Genomic DNA, 19125 nt, shown 5'->3' with positions numbered 1-19125 from the left:
GGCAGTCTGCTAGCTTCTCTTCCTCATCATCAGCTTGTCAAAAAACAATGGATTTGACAACTTCTTTTATTTCTTTTATGATGACATATGTTATAAAGCCAATAGGAATAATGGGGGTTCATCAATGAAAAAACTGTTTACTATGTGCTCTTTATTGCTCATTAGTGCTGCGTTGCTGTTAAGCGGATGCGGCAATCAGGAAGCGAATAATGGAGCGAAAAATAATGGAGCAAAAAATTCAACGGATTTATTGACAAAAATAAAGGAAGCCGGAGAGCTTCGCATCGGTACAGAAGGAACGTATCCGCCATTCACCTTCCATGGCAAAAATGGGGAATTAACAGGTTTTGATGTAGAGGTTGCGAAAGAGGTGGCCAAGCGTCTGGGTGTGAAACCAGTGTTTATGGAAACGCAATGGGATGCGATGTTTGCCGGGTTAGATGCGAAGCGGTTTGATATGATCGCCAACCAAGTGGGCATTCGGTCAGACCGGCAAGAGAAATACGATTTCTCTATTCCGTATACGACATCAGCTGCTGTTTTACTGATTCATAAGGATAACAACAACGTGAAAAAGTTTGAGGACATCAAAGGATTAAAATCCGCCCAATCCATGACAAGCAATTTTGCCGACTTGGCACGTTCATACGGCGCGGAAATAGTCGGAGTGGAAGGCTTTAATCAGGCAGTGGAATTGTTAAGCTCAAAAAGGGTAGATGTTACGATTAATGATAGATTGTCTGTGCTTGATTACTTAAAACAAAAGCCGAATGCGCCGATTAAAGTTGTCGCTACACACAAAGATGCTTCGCAAAGCGGTCTCATGTTCCGAAAAGGAAATGATTCATTGGTGGAAGCTGTTAACCAAGCTTTACAAGATATGATGAAGGACGGAACATACGCAAAAATTTCAGAGAAATGGTTTGGTCAAGATGTATCTAAGTTATCTAAATAACATAATGATGGATCATGATCGTTTGGAGCGGCTTGCATCAATCGCTCAAAGCTCCCTTCTCCCTCTAGTGAAGGGAGCTTTATATAATACGATTCCGTTAACGATTATTACATTTTTTATCGGATTGTTATTAGCGATTCTTACGGCGCTTGCCCGCATTTCCGGCATCAAGCTGCTTCATGGAATGGCCAGAGTATATGTATCGGCTATTCGCGGAACTCCTTTGCTCGTTCAGCTGTTTATCATTTTTTACGGCTTACCGAATTTAGGGGTCACCATTGATCCTTTTCCGGCAGCTGTCATTGGGTTCTCATTAAATGTCGGTGCTTATGCTTCTGAAATTATTCGTGCGGCGATTTTATCGATTCCAAAGGGACAGTGGGAAGCTGCTTATTCGATTGGCATGAGCTATGGACAAGTCTTGCGGCGTGTGATTTTTCCACAAGCGGCCCGCGTCTCGATCCCGCCTCTCTCGAATACGTTTGTGAGCTTAGTGAAAGATACATCGCTTGCCTCCTTAATTCTTGTAACAGAAATGTTTCGAAAAGCGCAAGAAATTGCCTCGACTAACTACGAGTTTTTGCTGGTGTATACGGAAGCAGGCTTGATTTATTGGGTCATATGCTTTGGATTATCGATCATTCAAGATCGGATCGAAAGACGTTTGAATCGTTACATTGCTCGATAAGGAGATAAGAAATGATGATTTCTGTACAAGGCTTATATAAGCAGTTTGGCGAAGTTGAGGTGCTAAAAGGAATCGATCTGAAGATTCAAAAGGGGAAGGTTGTTGTTATTATCGGACCTTCTGGATCTGGAAAAACCACCTTGCTGCGTTGCCTCAATGTGCTAGAAAAACCTGATAAGGGCAAGATTAGGATCGGAGAAAAGGAGCTTGATTTTGCTAAATCCGTTGCCAAGCAGGAGATTCATGCTTTCCGGCGGTTGACGGGAATGGTTTTTCAAAACTATCAGCTGTTTCCTCATATGACGGCGCTTGAGAATGTAATGGAAGGACCGGTAACGGTGAAAAAGGAAGCGAAAGCACAAGCGCGCCAAAAAGCCATGGACTTACTGAAAAAGGTAGGATTGGTTCAGCAAGCGGATCAATATCCATTTCAATTATCGGGAGGGCAGCAGCAGCGGGTTGGCATCGCTCGGGCACTTGCGATGGAGCCGGAAGTCATGCTTTTTGATGAGCCGACGTCAGCGCTCGATCCTGAACTGGTGGGAGAAGTGCTAAAGGTGATGAAAGATTTGGCCGCCGAAGGGATGACAATGGTTGTTGTAACGCATGAAATGCGGTTTGCAAAAGAAGTAGCAGATGAAATTATTTTTATGGATCATGGACGCATTGTTGAGCAGGGAAAACCGGAACAATTATTTATAAACCCTCAACATGAACGAACCAAACAGTTTTTGCGGCTTATCGAATAATGAGAAAGCCCCAAGCGATTCATTGCTCGGGGCTTTTTGCCATGTATATGCAGTTTTATCGAGTATACTGGCCACCAAGTTGTTGTTGTGCCATAGCAACTAAACGTTTTGTAATTTCTCCACCAACAGAACCGTTCGCACGAGAAGTTGTTTCAGCTCCAAGATTTACACCAAATTCTTGTGCGATTTCGTATTTCATTTGATCAATCGCTTGTTGAGCACCAGAAACTAGTACTTGATTAGAGTTGTTGTTACGAGCCATGTTAAATCATCTCCTTATTAATTTAAGTATTTAAATGGTGGGTTGGCTGGATTTGCACCAGCGCCGCATGCTGTTGATGCATGCTGCCCAACTTGGCGAACCCCAATGTAGTGAATGTGAAAGTAGTACTAGTAGTTTGAAACATTTTTTTATTATTATTCTTCATTCATTCTTAGTAATTTTTGGTATTTTTACACTTGTATCAATTCAGCTTGAAATATCACCGCACATTCACGTGACGAAGATTCGGAAAAACGCCGCTTTCACAGACCTATTGATGGCTCTGTAAAGCGGCGTTTTTCCATTGATCCGGCTGTCAAAAAAACAGACTCAGACGCTGGATCTATATAAATGTGAAAATGTCAAGTTGACCAAAAAACATTTATCATCATGGTGCCAATTCCAATCGACTGATTGCTGCTTCTTGTGCTATGTATATATGATGAATGGACAGAATTTGTAAAAAAACACGGGTTTGTGCTCGTTTTGCTGATGCCATGAATTATGCTCTGTTCACATAGAGGAGAAATATAGAGATCAAAGTGATATCGATCATTGTTGCGTTCAATGGCTAACTAGCAGCACGAGTACATCTATCTATGCTTATTTGGGAATATTGAGAAGAGGTAGCTTTTCAACAGGAGGATGCACAGATGAATATTTGTCCGCTTTGCAATGGATTAAGAGAACGAATCTTTTTTTGTTCCCACTGTGGGACAGATTTGGAGGATCACGGTAAAATAACAGACTACTTTGATGATTATAGCCCATATATGGAGATTGATACGATGAAAAAAGTGGATGGATATCCAATGACGTTGAAACATCATGAATGTGTTCATTTGTTTTATTGTCCTCAATGTCGAATAGAGGAGGTCCGTTTTATAAAAGAGTGACATCTGCTTCATGAAGAGGGCAGACTGATAATCAACATTTGAATTCTGTACCACTGTCCTTGTTTGTCAAGCGCAGTGCATGAATGGATGATGCGTAAAAAGACGGAAGACAAAGTTTATGTGGGCTTTGTCTTCCGTCTGACTATATGATGAGGAATGGTTTCAATAGCTGGAGACAAGTGACGGGCTTGCCTTGGATATTTGGCCTGTTTCTCATGACCGCAACTGAGCCGCTTCATTCATCATGCGATTGGGCTGAAACATTTGACGGCTAAAAGACCGCTTAAATTCCCTATTGATGCGGCAGATATTGAAGGGCATTATTCATTGCTGGACCGTATGCGTTGTTCCGTTTCAGTATCAAAGAAATGGGCTTTATTCATATCGAGGGCCAGCTCGATTTGTTCGCCTGGTTTAATTTCTGTACGAGCGTCGATGCGAGCAACGATCTCCTGGCCGTTGATTTGCGAATAAACCATCGTTTCAGCACCGAGCAATTCCGCCACCTCGACGTTTGCGATTATTTTCGTAGTTGGTGAAGCTTCAATAAACACAGGCTCGTCATGGAAATCTTCTGGGCGAACGCCTAAGATGACCTCTTTATTTACATATCCTTGTTCGCGCAGCATTTTCATTTTTCCTTCAGGAATGCCGATCGTGACGGAACCGGTTACGAATTGGCCATCTTCCAGTGTTCCTCGTAAAAAGTTCATGGCCGGCGATCCGATAAAGCCGCCGACAAAAATGTTTTCCGGCTTTTCATATACTTCTTTTGGCGTGCCTACTTGCTGAATGACGCCATCCTTCATGACAACAAGGCGGGTAGCCATCGTCATGGCTTCAGTTTGATCGTGTGTTACATAAATGGTAGTTGTTTCTAGGCGTTGGTGCAATTTTGCAATTTCTGAGCGCATTTGCACCCGAAGCTTAGCATCAAGGTTAGAAAGCGGCTCGTCCATTAAAAACACCTTGGCATCGCGGACAATGGCGCGCCCTAAGGCAACGCGCTGGCGCTGACCACCGGATAGAGCCTTTGGTTTGCGATCAAGATATTGTTCCAGTCCAAGAATGCGGGCAGCCTCGCGAACACGACGGTCAATTTCTGCTTTTGGGAATTTGCGCAATTTTAATCCGAATGCCATATTGTCATAAACGCTCATATGCGGATAGAGCGCATAGTTCTGAAACACCATGGCAATATCGCGATCTTTTGGAGCTACGTCATTCATGCGCTTGCCGTCAATATATAAATCGCCTTTTGAAATTTCCTCAAGGCCAGCAATCATCCGAAGCGTTGTCGATTTTCCGCATCCTGATGGGCCAACGAAGACAATAAATTCTTTTTCTTGGATATGGAGATTAAAATCCTTTACAGCCGTTACGTTATTATCGTAGATTTTGTAAATATGCTCTAAACGAAGCTCAGCCATTTGAATCCCTCCGCGAAATCGTTTTCACTTTTTCTTCATCATACGGAAAATAGCGGAAGGCGTAAATGGACAATGTGCACAAAAAATAGCGAAGATTTTAGGCAGCGTGATGAATTAGTGATTCTTTATGGATTCAGTTGCTAAGATGGCTAAATAAACAGCGACCGCGCCTTTAAAATGTTTAATATCGATTCCTGTTTTTTCGATAAATTTATCGAGGCGGTACTGCAGGCTGTTGCGGTGCATATAAAGTTTTTTGGCAGCCGATGAAACATTTAAATTGCATTGAAAAAATACTTTGATGGTTTCGAGCAATTCATCATCAATGCTATGAACGATGGAGCGGAGATGTTGAATGGTTTCCGAATCTGGATGATGATGAATCAATGCGATCGGCAATATATCTTCAATCGTATAAACGGTTTGTGTTTGAATGTATGTTTTAGCCCAGTGGAAATATTGTTTTTCAAGGCGAAAATGGCGATAAAGCTCATGATGATTTGGATGTGTTTGGCCAATGAATACATGGAGCGTTACATAAAAATCACTTGAAAGGGTATCGATCATCTCAAGAAACGGAAGATGCTTTTCCACCTGGCTGAGTCGCTTTTCTATAATCACTCCCCCATATTCATTTTCCCAAATAATCATAAATGTTTCATCAAGCAAACCGGCTATTGCTTCGTGGAAGTCCGCTTGATCTATTGCAGTTTGTTTGGTTTGAAAGTGAATAAAGCGGTAATAAGGAGAGTGGTTATCAAGAAGGCGAAGCGGTGTATCATCTCCTTGGATAACAAAACAATGCCAAGCGAATTCCTCTTTTGTCAGTAGCCGCTGATTCTGGAGCATAGGGATAAAGAAGATGGACAACAGCTGTTTTTCCCGCTCGGTCAGTGCTTTTTTTAAAATACCGATTCGATCTCCTTGTTTTGTATAAAACCATTCATATTTATCCATTTGTTCTGTTTGTTCATTGATGAGCAGCGCATCTTTAAAATGAGCTTTTAATTGTTCGAGCATTGTGCGCCTTCCTTTCTTTGTCATAGTTTTAACTTTTGGATGGAGCCTATTGTTTTTTGACGGACCTATGGCGGAACAATGGACCATTTCACAGTCGAATGAATGGAAGTGATGGTGCTTCAGTCTTTGGATAATGAAGCAGGCTTATCTGATCGTCGAGACTCCGGAGAAAATCTATTTTAGTTGCCAGTTGAACTGATATCGCGGTGTTAGGGAAATGATAAAATCCCTCAGCTATGGTGGTCATATTCTGATTTTATCTTGGCCCGATTCCTTATTTTCGCCGTCAGTCTTCTATTGTTTATTATACAAAAAAACCGATTTTCCCTGTAAAAAGGAAAATCGGCATCTGCTTTTAGCTTATTTCATGTGGCGGTTCTTCTTCTATTAGCTCATGTGCTTCTTCAATATTTGTTGCTTCATGGCGCGCATGTACGTAACCTCCTGCCATTCCTTCATTAATCATGCGATCAATGTCCATGTAATATTTATCGCGTCCTTCGTGACAGGAATCTTTTTGATGCTTGTGATCCATCTTCCCACCCTCCTTTGCTTGTTAAGTTTATTTTGTCATATATAAACTCCTTCATTCATATATATGAAGGCAAATGGACAAGCATAGTAGGAGGGAAAATATGTTGGATATGCTAGAACAAGCGATTCGCGCTACATTTGTGACATGGCAATTAGCGGAGCAATTGTTAGAGAAACTATGTGATGAACAATGGCAGTCATGGCTGACTTCATATATCGCGAAAGAACAAAAACAGCATGAAATATGGAAATATTTATTTATGGTATCAAGAGGAATTCCGTATGAAAGAGCCTTAAATGATAAAGGTCAAGCTGTGCAGCACGTTGAAGAAATGGTGGCAGCTTTGTTTTTTCATGAGATAGAAAAAAACATGCTGTATTATCGCATGTACACTCAGCTCGCGAAAGCACCGAAATATGCGGCAGAGCAAGCGCTAACGCATTCATTGGAACATAGCCGTTGTTTTTTTCAGTGGATGCAGAAAGAGAGAGAACAAGCACAGCTTATATAAAGCTGGTGCAAGAAATGATCGACCATCTTTTCCTCCGTTGTCACCTATTTGCGCTTTCACCGAACAAACGATATAATGAGACATTAGGCAAATAAGTAAACATCAGAGCGGAGGAAGGAAGATGGAAACCGTTTTGTATGTGCTGTTTATGGTTGCTGCTGGTGCGATTATCGGAGGAGTCACTAACGCGCTAGCGATAAAAATGCTATTTCGTCCGTATAAGCCGATTTATGTCTATGGAAAACGCCTTCCTTTTACACCAGGGTTAATCCCAAAGCGGCGTGAAGAACTGGCGCATCAGTTAGGGAAAATGGTAGTAGAGCATCTGTTGACAGCGGAAGGAATTCGCCGCAAGTTGATGGAGGCTGAACTGATAGACGGTGTGATTCAATGGGGACAACAGTTGGCCGATCGTTGGCTGAGCAGCGAGCAAACAGTGGACGGGCTGCTTCGCCAGCTTGGCATGAGAGCCCCGAAAGAATGGATTGATGCCAAAATAGCACAATGGCTCGAAGATACGTATGAAAGCTCACTAGCTCCTTTAAGAAATAAAAGGATTTATGATGTCCTGCCAGCTGAGGTGCGCGTTCAAGTAGAGAAAAGGGTAAGTGCTTTTGCTGATTATATCGCAGATCGGGCGCTCAGCTATTTTCAAAGTGAGGATGGAAAACAACGGATTGCCCAAATGATTGACGAATTTTTTATTGGTCGCGGCATGTTGGGAAACATGCTGCAAATGTTTCTAGGTAATGTAAATCTTGTTGACAAAGTCCAGCCAGAAGTGATTAAATTTCTTAAACATCAAGGGACAAGACAAATGCTAGCCCAGCTTTTATTGGATGAGTGGCACAAATGGTCCGCCGCTTCTGTTGCAGAGGCGGAAGCTTTTATTGGGAAAGAACGGATTCAGCAGTCGCTGCGCAATTGGGTGATAAAAGCCATTCATCAAAATGAAATATGGGAGAAAAAAGTAGCAGATCTTGCAGCTATGTATCGTGAGCCTATTATCAATGAATGGATTCCAAAGTCAATAGAGAAAGCGCGGCAATGGATTATTGGTCAAGTAGAAGCGCTTATCGAACGCTTGCAAGTCGCTGATATTGTTCGTAAAGAAGTGGAAAAATTTCCTGTTGAACGTCTTGAGCAAATGATTCTGTTAATTTCACAGCGCGAATTTAAGATGATTACGTATTTAGGAGCGCTCTTGGGAGGAATCATCGGAATCTTTCAAGCGATTGTCGGATTGTGGTTTTAGCAGGTCGCGTTAATATTAGGAAGAAGCAAAAAAGCTGACGTTAAGCCCTATCAGTTTGTTTTTTAGCAAATGAATGGAATCCCCAACAGTAGTGATATGTTTTCATTTTCTTGCCATCCATTCGGCAAGGGATCGGACGCCCCACTCATTCATCCGTTATATATGGGCTGAGGAGCTCGCTTGATCACTTGGTGTCATATTGTTTTTTAGGAGCGCATATGTTTAGGAATAACCGTAATTTTTATCTTTAGGAGGCTATTTTATGTCCAATTCATTGTATACACTGGCTCAACAATTAGAGCAGGCGATTCGCACGAGCGAGGATTTCCAGCAGCTCAAGCGGGCGTATGAAGCGGTGCGTCGCGATGAAACTGCCTATCGCATGTTTAATCATTTCCGGCAATTGCAGCTGCAGCTACACGAAAAGCAGTTTACGGGAGCGGCCATTTCTCCAGAAGAAGTGGAACAAGCACAAAAAGCAATGGCGCTGACACAGCAAAATGAAAAATTATCAACTCTTATGGCGCTTGAACAGCGCATGAGCATGACAATTGCCGACATGAACCAAATCATCATGAAACCGCTTGAAGAATTATATCGCTCATTTGCTGAATAAGGGAGAACACTCAATTGAGTGTTCTTTTTTTATCCTACTTGTCATAGCTATGTGATAGGCAAGTGTGACAACATGAAAAGGGGGAAGCTGCTTTGTCTTATAAATTACTTGCTCTTAATATCGATGGGACGATTTTAAAACAGAATGGGCGTCTGCAAAAGGAAACAAAGGAAGCAGTGGAATTTGTCAAACGAAAAGGAGTATATGTGACATTAATGACCGGGCGAAATTTGCTATCAGCGCGAAAAATAGCGAAATCGTTAAAATTAAATACGATGATTATCACGTTTCAAGGAGCGATCATCGGAAAATCGTTAAATGAGAAATTATATGAGGCGACCATTCCAGAGGAACGGACATTTAATATTGTGCAAATTTTGGAAAATTATTCATGCAATGTTCGGCTCATGCATGAACGATACTCGCTTGGAAATCGTAAAAAGGTTCAGAAGCAATTGGTGGTAAAAACCGTGCTGTCTTCTGGAGATCCGTTTTTTTATCCAACTCAATTTGTTGATTCGCTAAGTGATGTTCTGCGCGATGATCCAATTGCTGTTCCTAAAATTGACGTATATTTTGCCAATGAAAAAGAGAAAAAAGAGGTGACTTCTCTTCTAGGACAGGAATTTCCAACGGTTGATATGATTGAACATCCGAATGGAAAAGTAGAAATTGTGCCAAGCGGTGTCTCCAAGCTAGATGGACTCAAAAGACTTGGGGATGTTTTAGGAATTTCATTAAAAGAAATGGTTGTCATTGGTGATGGAATCGATGACATTCAAGCCATTGAAGCGGCGGGATTAGGAGTGGCAATGGGAAATGCGCCTGCTGAGGTCAAAAAGGCAGCGGACTGGATTACGCGTTCTAACGAACAGCTCGGGGTTGCTTACATGATTAAAGAGCATTTTCGCAAGCAGCAGCGTCCAGAGTTTTTGCATAAATTGAAAATGAAGCGATGAAAGGGGGCTGAGATGAAATCTCAGCCTTTTATGATGTTCGGAAATAATCGTCACTTGACGAGCATAAACGGCCTTCTGTACACTTAAATAAGTTTGACGTAGAAAGGTGATATCATTGCGCATTCAAATTTACGGATTACATGCCTTGGAACAAATTAAGCGCCCGCTTGAAGTGATAACAGGATTATTTTTTGAAGAATATGAGTTATTATTTGAACCAGCTTCTTCCGCTGCTGATATAGTTGCCACCTTTTCGCTGCATGGAGAAGAAATGGGCATCGTGAACGGGATGCTCATTGAAACGGCCAGCGGGCATGAATGGAAGCATGATTATCAAACAGATTTGCGTTTGTGCCACGACGAGAAAGCGCGGCTGAAACAATGGAAACAGGCGGTTTTTCATGTTTATCTAACACTTTTTCAAGAATATACGGGAATGATTCAGCAATGGGGAATTTTAACCGGAGTGCGCCCGATTAAGCTGCTGCACCAAAAATTGCGGTCAGGTCTGTCACAAACGGAAGCGCATCGCCAGCTTCGAGAAGATTATTTAATAACCGAAGAAAAAATTCAGCTGATGCAAAAAATTGTGGATCGGCAACTAACCGTTGTCCCCGATTTATATGACCTTGCCCATGAAGTAAGCATTTATATCGGCATCCCATTCTGTCCGACAAAGTGTGCGTATTGCACGTTTCCAGCCTATGCGATTAATGGACGCCAAGGCTCGGTTGATGCCTTTTTAGCTGGTCTCCATTATGAGATAAAAGAAGTCGGACAGTTTTTAAAGGAGCGCGGCGTCAATATTACGACCATTTATTACGGCGGCGGTACTCCAACCAGTATAACTGCTGAAGAAATGGATCGATTATACGAGCAGATGTATCAATCGTTCCCAAATATGGAACGCGTCCGAGAAATAACAGTAGAAGCAGGACGACCGGATACGATCACTCCGGAAAAGCTGGAGGTGCTTAAAAAGTGGAACATCGACCGCATCAGCATCAACCCGCAATCCTATATTCAGGAAACGCTGAGAGCGATCGGCCGGCATCATACGGTTGAAGAGACGGTGGAAAAATTTCATTTGGCGCGCCAGATGGGGATGAACAACATTAACATGGATTTAATTATCGGTCTTCCGGGAGAAGGAATCGAACAGTTTAACTACACACTTGCGCAAACAGAAAAGCTGCTGCCTGAGTCATTGACGGTCCATACTTTGTCGTTTAAACGGGCGTCAGAAATGACAAAAAACAAAGAAAAATACAGAGTGGCCGACCGTGAAGAGATTCAGACGATGATGAAAAACGCCGAAGCATGGACAAAGCGTCATGGCTATGTACCTTATTATTTGTACCGCCAGAAAAATATTCTCGGTAATCTAGAAAATGTAGGGTATGCGCTTCCGGGACAAGAAAGCCTTTATAACATTATGATTATGGAAGAGCAACAATCGATTATCGGTCTCGGATGTGGGGCATCAAGCAAATTTGTCCACCCGAAAACGCGAGCGATTACCCGTTTTGCTAATCCGAAAGAACCGAAAGTATATAATGAAAACTTTGTACACTATACAGAGGAAAAACTGAAAATGATGGACGAGTTGTTTCGTTAAACGTTCTGCGTAAATATGGCGGAAAGCGGGCATCCGTTAAAATCGGAAACCCGCTTTTTGTTTATATTTGCGACTGTGGGGCAAGAACCGTCCGCTTGCGGCCCGGACACACACTTCAAAACAAACGTATCGTTTGCCCGCGCGATTTGTTAAAACGGGAATATAGGATCGGCCCAGCTGTCGAACCATAACATGAACGCGTCATGGCGGACGGTGACGATTCACGTCAAATAAACACGATGGACAGTGGTATGAAACGGAAAAAACCCCGAATGTTTCGGGGTTTTTGTCATTAACGATGAAACAAAATCAATTTTCCGCTTGAGGTCGTGCAACGATGCGTTTTATCGTAACAGTTATGTTCACGCAGCTTTTGCTCGCCGATTTTTTTAGCTTCTTCTTCATTGTCTGCTTCAAATGTTTCGTTTAATAGGGTCTCTCCATTTTTATCAAAAGCAGTTAAAGTAAATGTCGGCACGATCGCTCCTCCTTTGCTGAATAATGAATGAACATTAAATATTTTGCTGTTTTTTGAAAATTTCCTTCTCAAATGTGAAACTTTTCGATAACATAAAACGTGTAATATAATGTGGAAATTTTATCTTTTATTTCAAAATTGGGGGAAGTAGCGATGAGCTTACGACTCGAGCAGGTAACGAAACGTTTTGGAAATGTGACTGCGGTTGATCACCTTACGTTAAGTATTCCGGAAGGAGAGATGTTTGGATTTCTTGGCGCAAATGGAGCGGGTAAAACAACGACATTCCGCATGATTTTAGGATTGCTTGAGCCAACGTCAGGAGCGGTCCAATGGAACGATGAAGCCATTACATACGCTAAAAGCCATTTAATTGGGTATTTGCCGGAGGAACGAGGCCTGTATCCAAAATTAAAAGTGAGGGAACAGCTTATTTATTTAGGAAGGCTGCGCGGCCTTGATAAGCAAACGATCATTCAAGAAATGGAAAAATGGCTCGACCGTTTTAAAGTGCCTGAATATGCGGAAAAAAGAGTAGAAGAATTGTCAAAGGGAAATCAGCAAAAAATTCAATTTATTGCTGCGATTTTGCATCAACCGAAGCTGTTAATTTTGGACGAACCGTTCAGCGGCCTTGATCCTGTGAATGTGGAACTGTTGAAAGAGGCGGTGCTTGATTTAAAAAATAATGGCGCTACTATCGTATTTTCAAGCCACCGCATGGAGCATGTGGAGGAGTTGTGTGAATATTTGTGTATTATGCATCGCGGCAAGCCGGTAGTCCACGGGGCCCTGAAAGAGATTAAGCGATCCTTTGGCAAAAAAAATATTATCATTCATGCCGATTTTCCGCTTGATGAGCTGCGCCATTTTCCGGGAGTCATGAAAGCAAAGCAAACAGCGGAAGGAATCCATCTGCAGGTGGAAAATGAAGACGTTTCCCAACACATCCTGGCCCATATTGCCGACAAAGGGTTTATTCGGAAATTTGCTTTAGAGGAACCTTCTTTGAATGACATTTTTATTGAAAAAGTAGGTGCGGCATATGAATAAATTTTGGATTGTCCTATGGCATACGTATATCACAAAACTGAAATCGAAATCGTTTATTATTACGACTGCGATTACCTCTTTGCTCATTCTTGGAGTGACGAATATCACCCACATTATTGACTTTTTTAACAAAAATGAAAAGAAAACGATTGCGGTGATGGATCAAACGGAGGAGATGTATAAGCCGTTGAAGGCGCAGCTTGAAAAAAGAGGCGACAAAAAGATCAGCCTGGAATTCTTTCAAGGATCGGAGAAAGCGGCGAAGCAAAAGGTAGAGAGCGGTCAATGGGAAGCTTTTTTAAAAATTGCTTATGATGATAAGCAGTTGCCTGAAGCGGTATATTATGCGAAGACGGTTGCCGATAGCGATACATCCGATCAAGTAAAAGAAGCGCTTCAGCAAATCAAAACGGCGATGGCGACGGCTAAAATCGGCTTAAAGCAGGAGCAAATAACGCAGCTGTATGAGCCGGTGTCGTTCCAAAAAATCGCGTTGGAGGAAAACGCGAAAACGGAAGAGGAATTAAATCAAGCAAGAGGACTTGTTTATGTTTTAGTGTTTGCCATGTATATGTTCGTGCTTATGTATGGATCGATGATCGCTTCAGAGGTCTCGACCGAGAAATCATCACGTATTATGGAAATTCTGATTTCCAGCGTTCCTCCCGTTCAGCAAATGTTCGGTAAAATTATTGGAGTGGCTCTCCTCAGTTTGACACAGTTTTTGGTTTTATTTGCGATTGGTTTTAGCTCCTTGAAAAGCAGTGGAAAAGAGCTATTGCAGCTTTTAGGCTTTGAACATCTTCCGGTTTCGACGCTCGTTTATGCTGTCGTCCTTTTCCTGCTCGGTTACTTTTTATATGCCACGTTATTTGCCGTTCTTGGCTCTATGGTCAGCCGTGCGGAAGAAGTGCAGCAGGTCGTTATGCCGGTCACCATGCTCGTCATTGCCGCTTTTTTAATTGCGATGTTTGGCTTGAATGCTCCTGAAACTTCGTTTATTACGGTGACTTCCTTTATCCCGTTTTTTACACCGATGATTATGCTTCTGCGGATCGGCATGCTGAATATCCCTTTCTGGGAAGTAGCGCTGAGCCTTGTGTTGTTAATCGGAACGATTGTGTTGTTTGCTTTTTTAGGATCGAAAATTTATCGTGGCGGCGTTTTAATGTATGGGAAATCGACTTCGCTTAAAGATATGAAAAAAGCGCTTGAGCTAACGAAGAAATAAGATCTTGCTTTAAGCAAGGTCTTATTTTTTGCCTAAGCTGGATATGGTATACTAGACGATAGGCAAATACGGAAACGGAGGAGAATGGCTTGGCAAAAGGGATTATTCATTACGAAGTCGGAGAACAAGTCGATGTTTATTTGTTGATAAAATCTGTTGCCAAAGGGATCGCAAGTAACGGGAAGCCGTTTTTAACTCTTATTTTGCAAGATAAAACAGGCGAAATTGAGGCAAAGCTATGGGATGCTTCATCAGAAGATGAAAATGTGTATGTGCCGGAAAGCATTGTCAAAGTATTCGGAGATATTAGCAACTACCGGGGACGTACACAGCTTAAAATTCGCAATATTCGCCCGGCCAATCAAGCGGATCCGGTACGGATCGCCGATTTTCTTGAAGTTGCGCCAATGAAGCGGGACGAAATGATGGAGAAACTCACGCAGTATATTTTTGAAATGAAAAATCCGAATATCCAGCGCATTACGAGGCATTTGCTCAAAAAGTATGAAAGCAAATTTTTGGAGTATCCGGCAGCTACGAAAAACCATCATGAATTTATTTCCGGTCTTGCCTATCATGTTGTTTCGATGCTTGATTTGGCAAAAGCGATCGCTCGCCTTTATCCATCGCTGGATCAGGATCTTCTATACGCGGGAGTCATTTTGCACGACCTTGGTAAAGTGATTGAGTTATCAGGGCCTATTTCTACGACCTATACGCTTGAAGGAAACTTACTTGGACATATTTCGATTATGGTAGGCGAAATTGGCAAGGCGGCTGAGCATCTTGGAATTGCTGGCGAGGAAGTCGTCATTCTGCAGCATATGGTGCTGAGCCACCACGGAAAAGCAGAGTGGGGGAGTCCGAAGCCGCCAATGGTGAAAGAGGCAGAGATTCTTCATTATATTGATAATTTAGATGCGAAAATGAATATGATTGATCGCGCATTGGAAAAAGTGAAGCCCGGAGAGTTTACCGAACGGATTTTTGCGTTGGACAACCGTTCATTTTATAAGCCGACATTTCAAAAATAACAGAACGGAAGCAGATCGCTTCTGTTTTTTTGCATAAAAACGATCGTTGGATCATATAGTGGAAATAAGACAAGCTGAGTAGATAGGGGGGAAGAATGTGCTATCTTTGCCATGGTGGATTTATATTGTCATTTCTGGAATTATTTTTAGCGGGTACATGACGGTGAGAACGGCGGCTAAAGAGAGAGAAATCGATGAAGCCTTCATTGAAAAAGAAGGAGAAATTTATATGCAGCGCATTCGAGAGGAAAAAATGCGCCGGCAGCAGCAATCCTTGTGATAGGCACAAGGATTTTATTTTTTATCCGTAGCGTCTTGATGTGCCAACATCAACATTTGGTCCATATAAGCGGATGGCGCTCCGATATGTCGGCGATCAAGAGATGGGGATTTACAAATAGCGATCACTCATATTTATAACAGCACAAGGACCATTCGTAAATCGATTGTATCTGATCCCAAAAGTTATTTTTTAGAATTTCCAAAAAATAAGCTTTATTTTTTTAGGTTTCATGTTAGGATAATAAATAACTGTTATTCAGTAAAGAAATAAAGTAGGGGGAATCTAGCAGATGAAAAGGGCATACAACTTTAATGCAGGTCCATCAGCGCTTCCGCTTGCTGTATTGCAGCGTGCACAGCAGGAACTGCTTGATTTTCGCGGCACCGGCATGTCGGTGATGGAATTAAGCCATCGCAGCAAAGAGTACGATGAGGTCCATAATCGGGCAAAGCAATTATTAAAAGAGCTTATGAATATTCCCGATACGCATGATGTGCTCTTTTTGCAAGGAGGAGCAAGCTTGCAGTTTTCGATGGTGCCCATGAATTTCCTGACAGATGGCCGAGTGGGCAATTATGTGCTAACGGGGGCTTGGTCGGAAAAAGCGTTGAAAGAAGCGAAAAAAGTAGGAGAAACGCATATTGCCGCATCGAGTAAAGAAGAGAATTACGCGTACATTCCAGCGAATGAAAGCATTCAGCTTTCCGAAGAGGCCGCTTACTTACATATCACATCCAACAATACGATTTTTGGAACGCAATGGAATGAGTTTCCGGATGTGGATACCGATTTAATTGCCGACATGTCGAGCGATATTTTAAGCCGAGAGATCGATGTGGCGAGATTTGCTCTCATTTATGCCGGAGCGCAAAAAAATTTAGGGCCGTCCGGTGTGACAGTAGCGATTATCCGCAACGATTTGCTTGAAAGAATTCCAGAAAATCTGCCGACCATGCTTGATTACCGCACATATAGCACAAGTAATTCTTTATATAATACGCCGCCGACCTTTGCGATTTATATGCTCTCGCTTGTGCTCGAATGGGTCCAAGAGCAGGGAGGAGTGGGAGTGATTGAAAAACGCAACCAAGAAAAAGCAGGGGTTATTTATGCCGCAATTGATGAAAGCGATGGGTTTTATGCGCCGCACGCGAAAAAAGGCAGCCGCTCTTTAATGAATATTACGTTTACATTGCCAAACGAGGAAGTAACAAAAAGATTTTTGGCTGAAGCAAAAGAACGCGGCTTTGTTGGATTGGCGGGACATCGTTCTGTTGGCGGCTGCCGCGCTTCTGTTTATAATGCGGTTCCTTTGGAAGCATGTGAAGCGTTAGCGCAATTTATGAAGGAGTTCCCAAAATATTTTGGTTAAAAATTTTTCTTCACTTTTATGCGATAAAGTAGTATAATGTAAAAAATCTTGTAATAGGCAAAAGGTACTAGAGAAGAGAAGGTTAGAAAGCTTAGATGAGGAGAGATGAGAAAATGAAAGCAAAAGTTTTAGTTTCTCTTGCACTGTTTGTGGGGATTGGTGCAGTGCTGCACAGTGCAATTCCTGGATTCTTTTTTGGCATGAAACCAGATATGATGCTGCTGATGATGTTTTTGGGCATTTTGTTGTTTCCTGATAAAAAGTCAGTCGGTCTGCTGGGAATGGCAACCGGCATCATTTCTGGGATTACGACAAGCTTTCCAGGGGGACTGTTGCCCAATCTGCTTGATAAACCAACGACAGCCTTTATATTTTTGGCTTTGTTGCTTATGATGAAAAAATATGGACAAACAACGAAGGGGGCCGCTGTTTTAACAGCGATAGGAACGATCGTTTCTGGCACGATTTTTTTGACAATCGCTCTACTTGTTGTCGGCCTGCCTGGAGGTGCGGCTTTTTCAAGCTTGTTCGTTACGGTTGTGTTGCCAACAGCCTTGATTAACACCCTTGCTATCTTATTCGTATATCCGCTTGTATCGTCCATTTTTAAGCGGACGAATATGGCGGCACAACCGTAAAACAACAAAACCCGATCGCTTCAGGTCGGGTTTTGTTATAAAAAGTGCTGCAGCGACCAGGCCAGCAAGAAAGAAAAAACAGCGGCAAATATATATAAAAGCAGCCTTTGCTGCAATATTCTTTTGGGCGGATACATTTTGGCCTTATGTAGCGAAAAAAATGTGGCTGCTGCAAGACAGAGAAAAACAACACTAAGAATATAACAAAAGGACATTATATAAACCATCATATTCTCCTCCTATGTTTCACTATATGTACCTTGTTCTTTAACTATGAGTCTCGAGATGTGTTATTCTTTATTTAAAAATTCTAACATTTGTATCTTTATTAATTTTTATTTTACTGGCATAATAGAATAAAATAATAATGGTGAGGGAAGAGTGGGTGGAACGATGAAACATGGAGAACAACATTATTCCATAAAAGAAGCAATGATGTTTAGCCAGCGGATTGCACAATTAAGCAAAGCGCTTTGGAAATCAATCGAAAAGGATTGGCAGCAGTGGATCAAACCGTTCGATCTAAACATTAATGAACATCATATTTTATGGATTGCTTATCATTTTAAAGGAGCTTCTATTTCAGAAATCGCAAAATTTGGGGTCATGCACGTATCAACCGCATTTAACTTTTCCAAAAAGCTAGAAGAAAGAGGACTGCTGTCCTTTTCTAAAAAACAAGATGATAAACGCAACACATATATTGAGTTGACAGAAAAAGGCGAGCAAGTGTTTTTGAAGCTGATGGAATCATATGATCCAAAGCAAAATGCTGTGTTGAATGGAGCACTGCCTTTGCGTGAGCTATACGGAAAATTTCCAGAAATTTTAGAAATGATGTGTATTATCCGCAATATTTATGGGGATGATTTCATGGAGATTTTCGAAAAATCGTTTGAAAATATTCAAACAGATTTTATTGAGGAAGAAGGAAAGCTGATAAAAAAGACGTTGCCAGAAGCTGAGAAGGAAGTAGCGAGCCAATCATGAGGAAGGAATCGTTTCGATCAACTTTTTAAATTCTTGCATCAGCGGAACAAACAAACGTTGTTTTAGCAAAGCATCAATAGTTTTTTCAAGCGGAAGACGAGGATGGAGCATGCCGGCAAAATGAAGCAAAAGCGGAGTGAAAATCGTCAAGCCTTCCGCTTTTTGTTTTTCATATTCTTTGTTCAATTCTTCACAAAGGGAAAGAACTTCTTCTACTTCTTCTTTTGCCAAATCAGCGGCGATAACGAGAGAATAAAAAGGATTTTTGGACTCATCCACCATTTGTAATAGCAGTGATCGGTGATACTCAAGTTTTGCCATTCGTTTTTCCATATGTCGTCTTCCCCCTTGTTATATATTTTATTCAAATAATAGAAAATAACCAACTATAAGTTTTTGTATGCATAACAGTCTGGCAACCATCAATTTTTAGCATTCTTTTCCTCCTATTAGCTCCATTTAGTTAGGAAGGGGGAGCTTCAACACTTGCGTGTCAGATTTAATTGATTCATTTGTTGTCTTTGTGCTCAATATGAGCGAATGTTATGCGTA

At 41.8% G+C, this 19125-nt stretch carries 23 protein-coding genes; 16 read left to right on the top strand and 7 right to left on the bottom strand.

Annotated elements, in window-relative coordinates; all coding sequences use genetic code 11:
- Nucleotides 1-124: 124 nt before the first annotated feature.
- The 3 genes from GGQ95_RS09345 to GGQ95_RS09335 are packed head-to-tail and all read left to right on the top strand — an operon-like array spanning nucleotide 125 to nucleotide 2392.
- Entirely contained in the window at nucleotides 125-955 is an 831-nt protein-coding gene (locus GGQ95_RS09345) for an amino acid ABC transporter substrate-binding protein (RefSeq protein ID WP_159719381.1), read from the top strand.
- The gene (locus GGQ95_RS09340) at nucleotides 933-1643 is read left to right on the top strand and encodes an amino acid ABC transporter permease (protein ID WP_044745618.1); all 711 of its coding nucleotides are present in this window, start codon (nucleotides 933-935) and stop codon (nucleotides 1641-1643) included. Before GGQ95_RS09345 ends, GGQ95_RS09340 begins: the two co-directional genes overlap by 23 nt.
- A gap of 14 nt (nucleotides 1644-1657) precedes the next feature.
- Entirely contained in the window at nucleotides 1658-2392 is a 735-nt protein-coding gene (locus GGQ95_RS09335) for an amino acid ABC transporter ATP-binding protein (protein WP_044745761.1), read from the top strand.
- 55 nt (nucleotides 2393-2447) lie between these two features.
- Here the strand turns inward: GGQ95_RS09335 and GGQ95_RS09330 are convergent, their stop codons facing one another.
- Entirely contained in the window at nucleotides 2448-2654 is a 207-nt protein-coding gene (locus GGQ95_RS09330; protein ID WP_044745619.1) for an alpha/beta-type small acid-soluble spore protein, read from the bottom strand.
- Between the two features lie 653 nt (nucleotides 2655-3307).
- Here GGQ95_RS09330 and GGQ95_RS09325 point away from each other — a divergent pair.
- Complete coding sequence (locus GGQ95_RS09325) at nucleotides 3308-3550, top strand: hypothetical protein (RefSeq protein ID WP_066148042.1); 243 nt, start codon at nucleotides 3308-3310, stop codon at nucleotides 3548-3550.
- A gap of 320 nt (nucleotides 3551-3870) precedes the next feature.
- Here GGQ95_RS09325 and GGQ95_RS09320 read toward each other — a convergent pair whose 3' ends face one another.
- The 3 genes from GGQ95_RS09320 to GGQ95_RS09310 all read right to left on the bottom strand — a co-directional run bounded on the left by GGQ95_RS09320 (nucleotide 3871) and on the right by GGQ95_RS09310 (nucleotide 6535).
- A complete protein-coding gene (locus GGQ95_RS09320; protein ID WP_159719382.1) occupies nucleotides 3871-4980 on the bottom strand; it encodes an ABC transporter ATP-binding protein in 1110 nt (369 codons plus the stop codon).
- Between the two features lie 114 nt (nucleotides 4981-5094).
- Nucleotides 5095-6000, bottom strand: a complete 906-nt coding sequence (locus GGQ95_RS09315) for a PucR family transcriptional regulator (protein WP_159719383.1) — start codon at nucleotides 5998-6000, stop codon at nucleotides 5095-5097.
- Nucleotides 6001-6355: 355 nt separating this feature from the next.
- A complete protein-coding gene (locus GGQ95_RS09310; protein WP_044745623.1) occupies nucleotides 6356-6535 on the bottom strand; it encodes a hypothetical protein in 180 nt (59 codons plus the stop codon).
- A 100-nt stretch (nucleotides 6536-6635) separates the two neighbouring features.
- Between GGQ95_RS09310 and GGQ95_RS09305 the strand changes: the two genes are divergently transcribed.
- The 5 genes from GGQ95_RS09305 to GGQ95_RS09285 all read left to right on the top strand — a co-directional run bounded on the left by GGQ95_RS09305 (nucleotide 6636) and on the right by GGQ95_RS09285 (nucleotide 11494).
- Nucleotides 6636-7046: a hypothetical protein gene (locus tag GGQ95_RS09305; protein ID WP_044745624.1), complete on the top strand. Its 411-nt coding sequence runs from the start codon at nucleotides 6636-6638 to the stop codon at nucleotides 7044-7046.
- Nucleotides 7047-7167: 121 nt separating this feature from the next.
- The gene (locus tag GGQ95_RS09300; RefSeq protein WP_159719384.1) at nucleotides 7168-8301 is read left to right on the top strand and encodes a DUF445 domain-containing protein; all 1134 of its coding nucleotides are present in this window, start codon (nucleotides 7168-7170) and stop codon (nucleotides 8299-8301) included.
- A gap of 262 nt (nucleotides 8302-8563) precedes the next feature.
- Nucleotides 8564-8917 (top strand): YlbF/YmcA family competence regulator, encoded by a 354-nt coding sequence (locus GGQ95_RS09295; RefSeq protein WP_044745626.1) that lies wholly within the window; start codon nucleotides 8564-8566, stop codon nucleotides 8915-8917.
- A gap of 92 nt (nucleotides 8918-9009) precedes the next feature.
- Nucleotides 9010-9876: a Cof-type HAD-IIB family hydrolase gene (locus tag GGQ95_RS09290; protein ID WP_066148056.1), complete on the top strand. Its 867-nt coding sequence runs from the start codon at nucleotides 9010-9012 to the stop codon at nucleotides 9874-9876.
- Between the two features lie 106 nt (nucleotides 9877-9982).
- Nucleotides 9983-11494, top strand: coding sequence for a coproporphyrinogen III oxidase (locus tag GGQ95_RS09285; RefSeq protein ID WP_236546393.1), 1512 nt, complete (start codon nucleotides 9983-9985; stop codon nucleotides 11492-11494).
- A gap of 292 nt (nucleotides 11495-11786) precedes the next feature.
- Here the strand turns inward: GGQ95_RS09285 and GGQ95_RS09280 are convergent, their stop codons facing one another.
- Nucleotides 11787-11972 (bottom strand): YhzD family protein, encoded by a 186-nt coding sequence (locus GGQ95_RS09280; protein WP_066148059.1) that lies wholly within the window; start codon nucleotides 11970-11972, stop codon nucleotides 11787-11789.
- Nucleotides 11973-12125: 153 nt separating this feature from the next.
- On the opposite strand from GGQ95_RS09280, the gene GGQ95_RS09275 reads away from it, so the two are divergent.
- The 6 genes from GGQ95_RS09275 to GGQ95_RS09250 all read left to right on the top strand — a co-directional run bounded on the left by GGQ95_RS09275 (nucleotide 12126) and on the right by GGQ95_RS09250 (nucleotide 17583).
- Nucleotides 12126-13025 (top strand): ABC transporter ATP-binding protein, encoded by a 900-nt coding sequence (locus GGQ95_RS09275; RefSeq protein ID WP_183186664.1) that lies wholly within the window; start codon nucleotides 12126-12128, stop codon nucleotides 13023-13025.
- Nucleotides 13018-14256: an ABC transporter permease gene (locus GGQ95_RS09270; RefSeq protein ID WP_159719386.1), complete on the top strand. Its 1239-nt coding sequence runs from the start codon at nucleotides 13018-13020 to the stop codon at nucleotides 14254-14256. The genes GGQ95_RS09275 and GGQ95_RS09270 overlap by 8 nt, the downstream gene beginning before the upstream one ends.
- Before the next feature lie 89 nt (nucleotides 14257-14345).
- The gene (yhaM, locus tag GGQ95_RS09265; RefSeq protein ID WP_183186663.1) at nucleotides 14346-15290 is read left to right on the top strand and encodes a 3'-5' exoribonuclease YhaM; all 945 of its coding nucleotides are present in this window, start codon (nucleotides 14346-14348) and stop codon (nucleotides 15288-15290) included.
- Between the two features lie 97 nt (nucleotides 15291-15387).
- Nucleotides 15388-15570, top strand: a complete 183-nt coding sequence (locus GGQ95_RS09260; protein ID WP_159719387.1) for a sporulation YhaL family protein — start codon at nucleotides 15388-15390, stop codon at nucleotides 15568-15570.
- Between the two features lie 292 nt (nucleotides 15571-15862).
- Nucleotides 15863-16945, top strand: a complete 1083-nt coding sequence (serC, locus tag GGQ95_RS09255; protein WP_183186662.1) for a 3-phosphoserine/phosphohydroxythreonine transaminase — start codon at nucleotides 15863-15865, stop codon at nucleotides 16943-16945.
- 113 nt (nucleotides 16946-17058) lie between these two features.
- Nucleotides 17059-17583, top strand: coding sequence for a tryptophan transporter (locus GGQ95_RS09250; protein WP_183186661.1), 525 nt, complete (start codon nucleotides 17059-17061; stop codon nucleotides 17581-17583).
- 35 nt (nucleotides 17584-17618) lie between these two features.
- Here GGQ95_RS09250 and yhzF read toward each other — a convergent pair whose 3' ends face one another.
- Nucleotides 17619-17798 (bottom strand): membrane protein YhzF, encoded by a 180-nt coding sequence (gene yhzF, locus GGQ95_RS18985; RefSeq protein WP_139788074.1) that lies wholly within the window; start codon nucleotides 17796-17798, stop codon nucleotides 17619-17621.
- Nucleotides 17799-17976: 178 nt separating this feature from the next.
- On the opposite strand from yhzF, the gene GGQ95_RS09245 reads away from it, so the two are divergent.
- Entirely contained in the window at nucleotides 17977-18573 is a 597-nt protein-coding gene (locus GGQ95_RS09245; RefSeq protein ID WP_172798649.1) for an HTH-type transcriptional regulator Hpr, read from the top strand.
- On the opposite strand, the gene GGQ95_RS09240 is transcribed toward GGQ95_RS09245, so the two are convergent.
- Nucleotides 18568-18906, bottom strand: a complete 339-nt coding sequence (locus tag GGQ95_RS09240; RefSeq protein WP_044745637.1) for a YhaI family protein — start codon at nucleotides 18904-18906, stop codon at nucleotides 18568-18570. The two genes, GGQ95_RS09245 and GGQ95_RS09240, sit on opposite strands and share 6 nt — an antisense overlap.
- Nucleotides 18907-19125 lie beyond the last annotated feature (219 nt).

Source organism: Anoxybacteroides rupiense (assembly GCF_014196195.1).
Classification (GTDB): Bacteria; Bacillota; Bacilli; order Bacillales; family Anoxybacillaceae; genus Anoxybacteroides; species Anoxybacteroides rupiense.
This window is presented reverse-complemented; position numbering and strand designations above follow the sequence as displayed.

Bases quoted from the DNA above. Each gene is read 5' to 3' on its own strand.
- GGQ95_RS09325 (WP_066148042.1), top strand. From the start codon at position 3,308: ATGAATATTTGTCCGCTTTGCAATGGATTAAGAGAACGAATCTTTTTT.
- GGQ95_RS09300 (WP_159719384.1), top strand. From the start codon at position 7,168: ATGGAAACCGTTTTGTATGTGCTGTTTATGGTTGCTGCTGGTGCGATT.
- GGQ95_RS09330 (WP_044745619.1), bottom strand. From the start codon at position 2,654: ATGGCTCGTAACAACAACTCTAATCAAGTACTAGTTTCTGGTGCTCAA.
- GGQ95_RS09305 (WP_044745624.1), top strand. From the start codon at position 6,636: ATGTTGGATATGCTAGAACAAGCGATTCGCGCTACATTTGTGACATGG.
- GGQ95_RS09275 (WP_183186664.1), top strand. From the start codon at position 12,126: ATGAGCTTACGACTCGAGCAGGTAACGAAACGTTTTGGAAATGTGACT.
- GGQ95_RS09340 (WP_044745618.1), top strand. From the start codon at position 933: ATGTATCTAAGTTATCTAAATAACATAATGATGGATCATGATCGTTTG.
- GGQ95_RS09335 (WP_044745761.1), top strand. From the start codon at position 1,658: ATGATTTCTGTACAAGGCTTATATAAGCAGTTTGGCGAAGTTGAGGTG.
- yhzF (WP_139788074.1), bottom strand. From the start codon at position 17,798: ATGTCCTTTTGTTATATTCTTAGTGTTGTTTTTCTCTGTCTTGCAGCA.
- GGQ95_RS09320 (WP_159719382.1), bottom strand. From the start codon at position 4,980: ATGGCTGAGCTTCGTTTAGAGCATATTTACAAAATCTACGATAATAAC.
- GGQ95_RS09315 (WP_159719383.1), bottom strand. From the start codon at position 6,000: ATGCTCGAACAATTAAAAGCTCATTTTAAAGATGCGCTGCTCATCAAT.
- GGQ95_RS09345 (WP_159719381.1), top strand. From the start codon at position 125: ATGAAAAAACTGTTTACTATGTGCTCTTTATTGCTCATTAGTGCTGCG.
- GGQ95_RS09245 (WP_172798649.1), top strand. From the start codon at position 17,977: ATGAAACATGGAGAACAACATTATTCCATAAAAGAAGCAATGATGTTT.
- GGQ95_RS09250 (WP_183186661.1), top strand. From the start codon at position 17,059: ATGAAAGCAAAAGTTTTAGTTTCTCTTGCACTGTTTGTGGGGATTGGT.
- GGQ95_RS09240 (WP_044745637.1), bottom strand. From the start codon at position 18,906: ATGGAAAAACGAATGGCAAAACTTGAGTATCACCGATCACTGCTATTA.
- serC (WP_183186662.1), top strand. From the start codon at position 15,863: ATGAAAAGGGCATACAACTTTAATGCAGGTCCATCAGCGCTTCCGCTT.
- GGQ95_RS09270 (WP_159719386.1), top strand. From the start codon at position 13,018: ATGAATAAATTTTGGATTGTCCTATGGCATACGTATATCACAAAACTG.
- GGQ95_RS09310 (WP_044745623.1), bottom strand. From the start codon at position 6,535: ATGGATCACAAGCATCAAAAAGATTCCTGTCACGAAGGACGCGATAAA.
- GGQ95_RS09295 (WP_044745626.1), top strand. From the start codon at position 8,564: ATGTCCAATTCATTGTATACACTGGCTCAACAATTAGAGCAGGCGATT.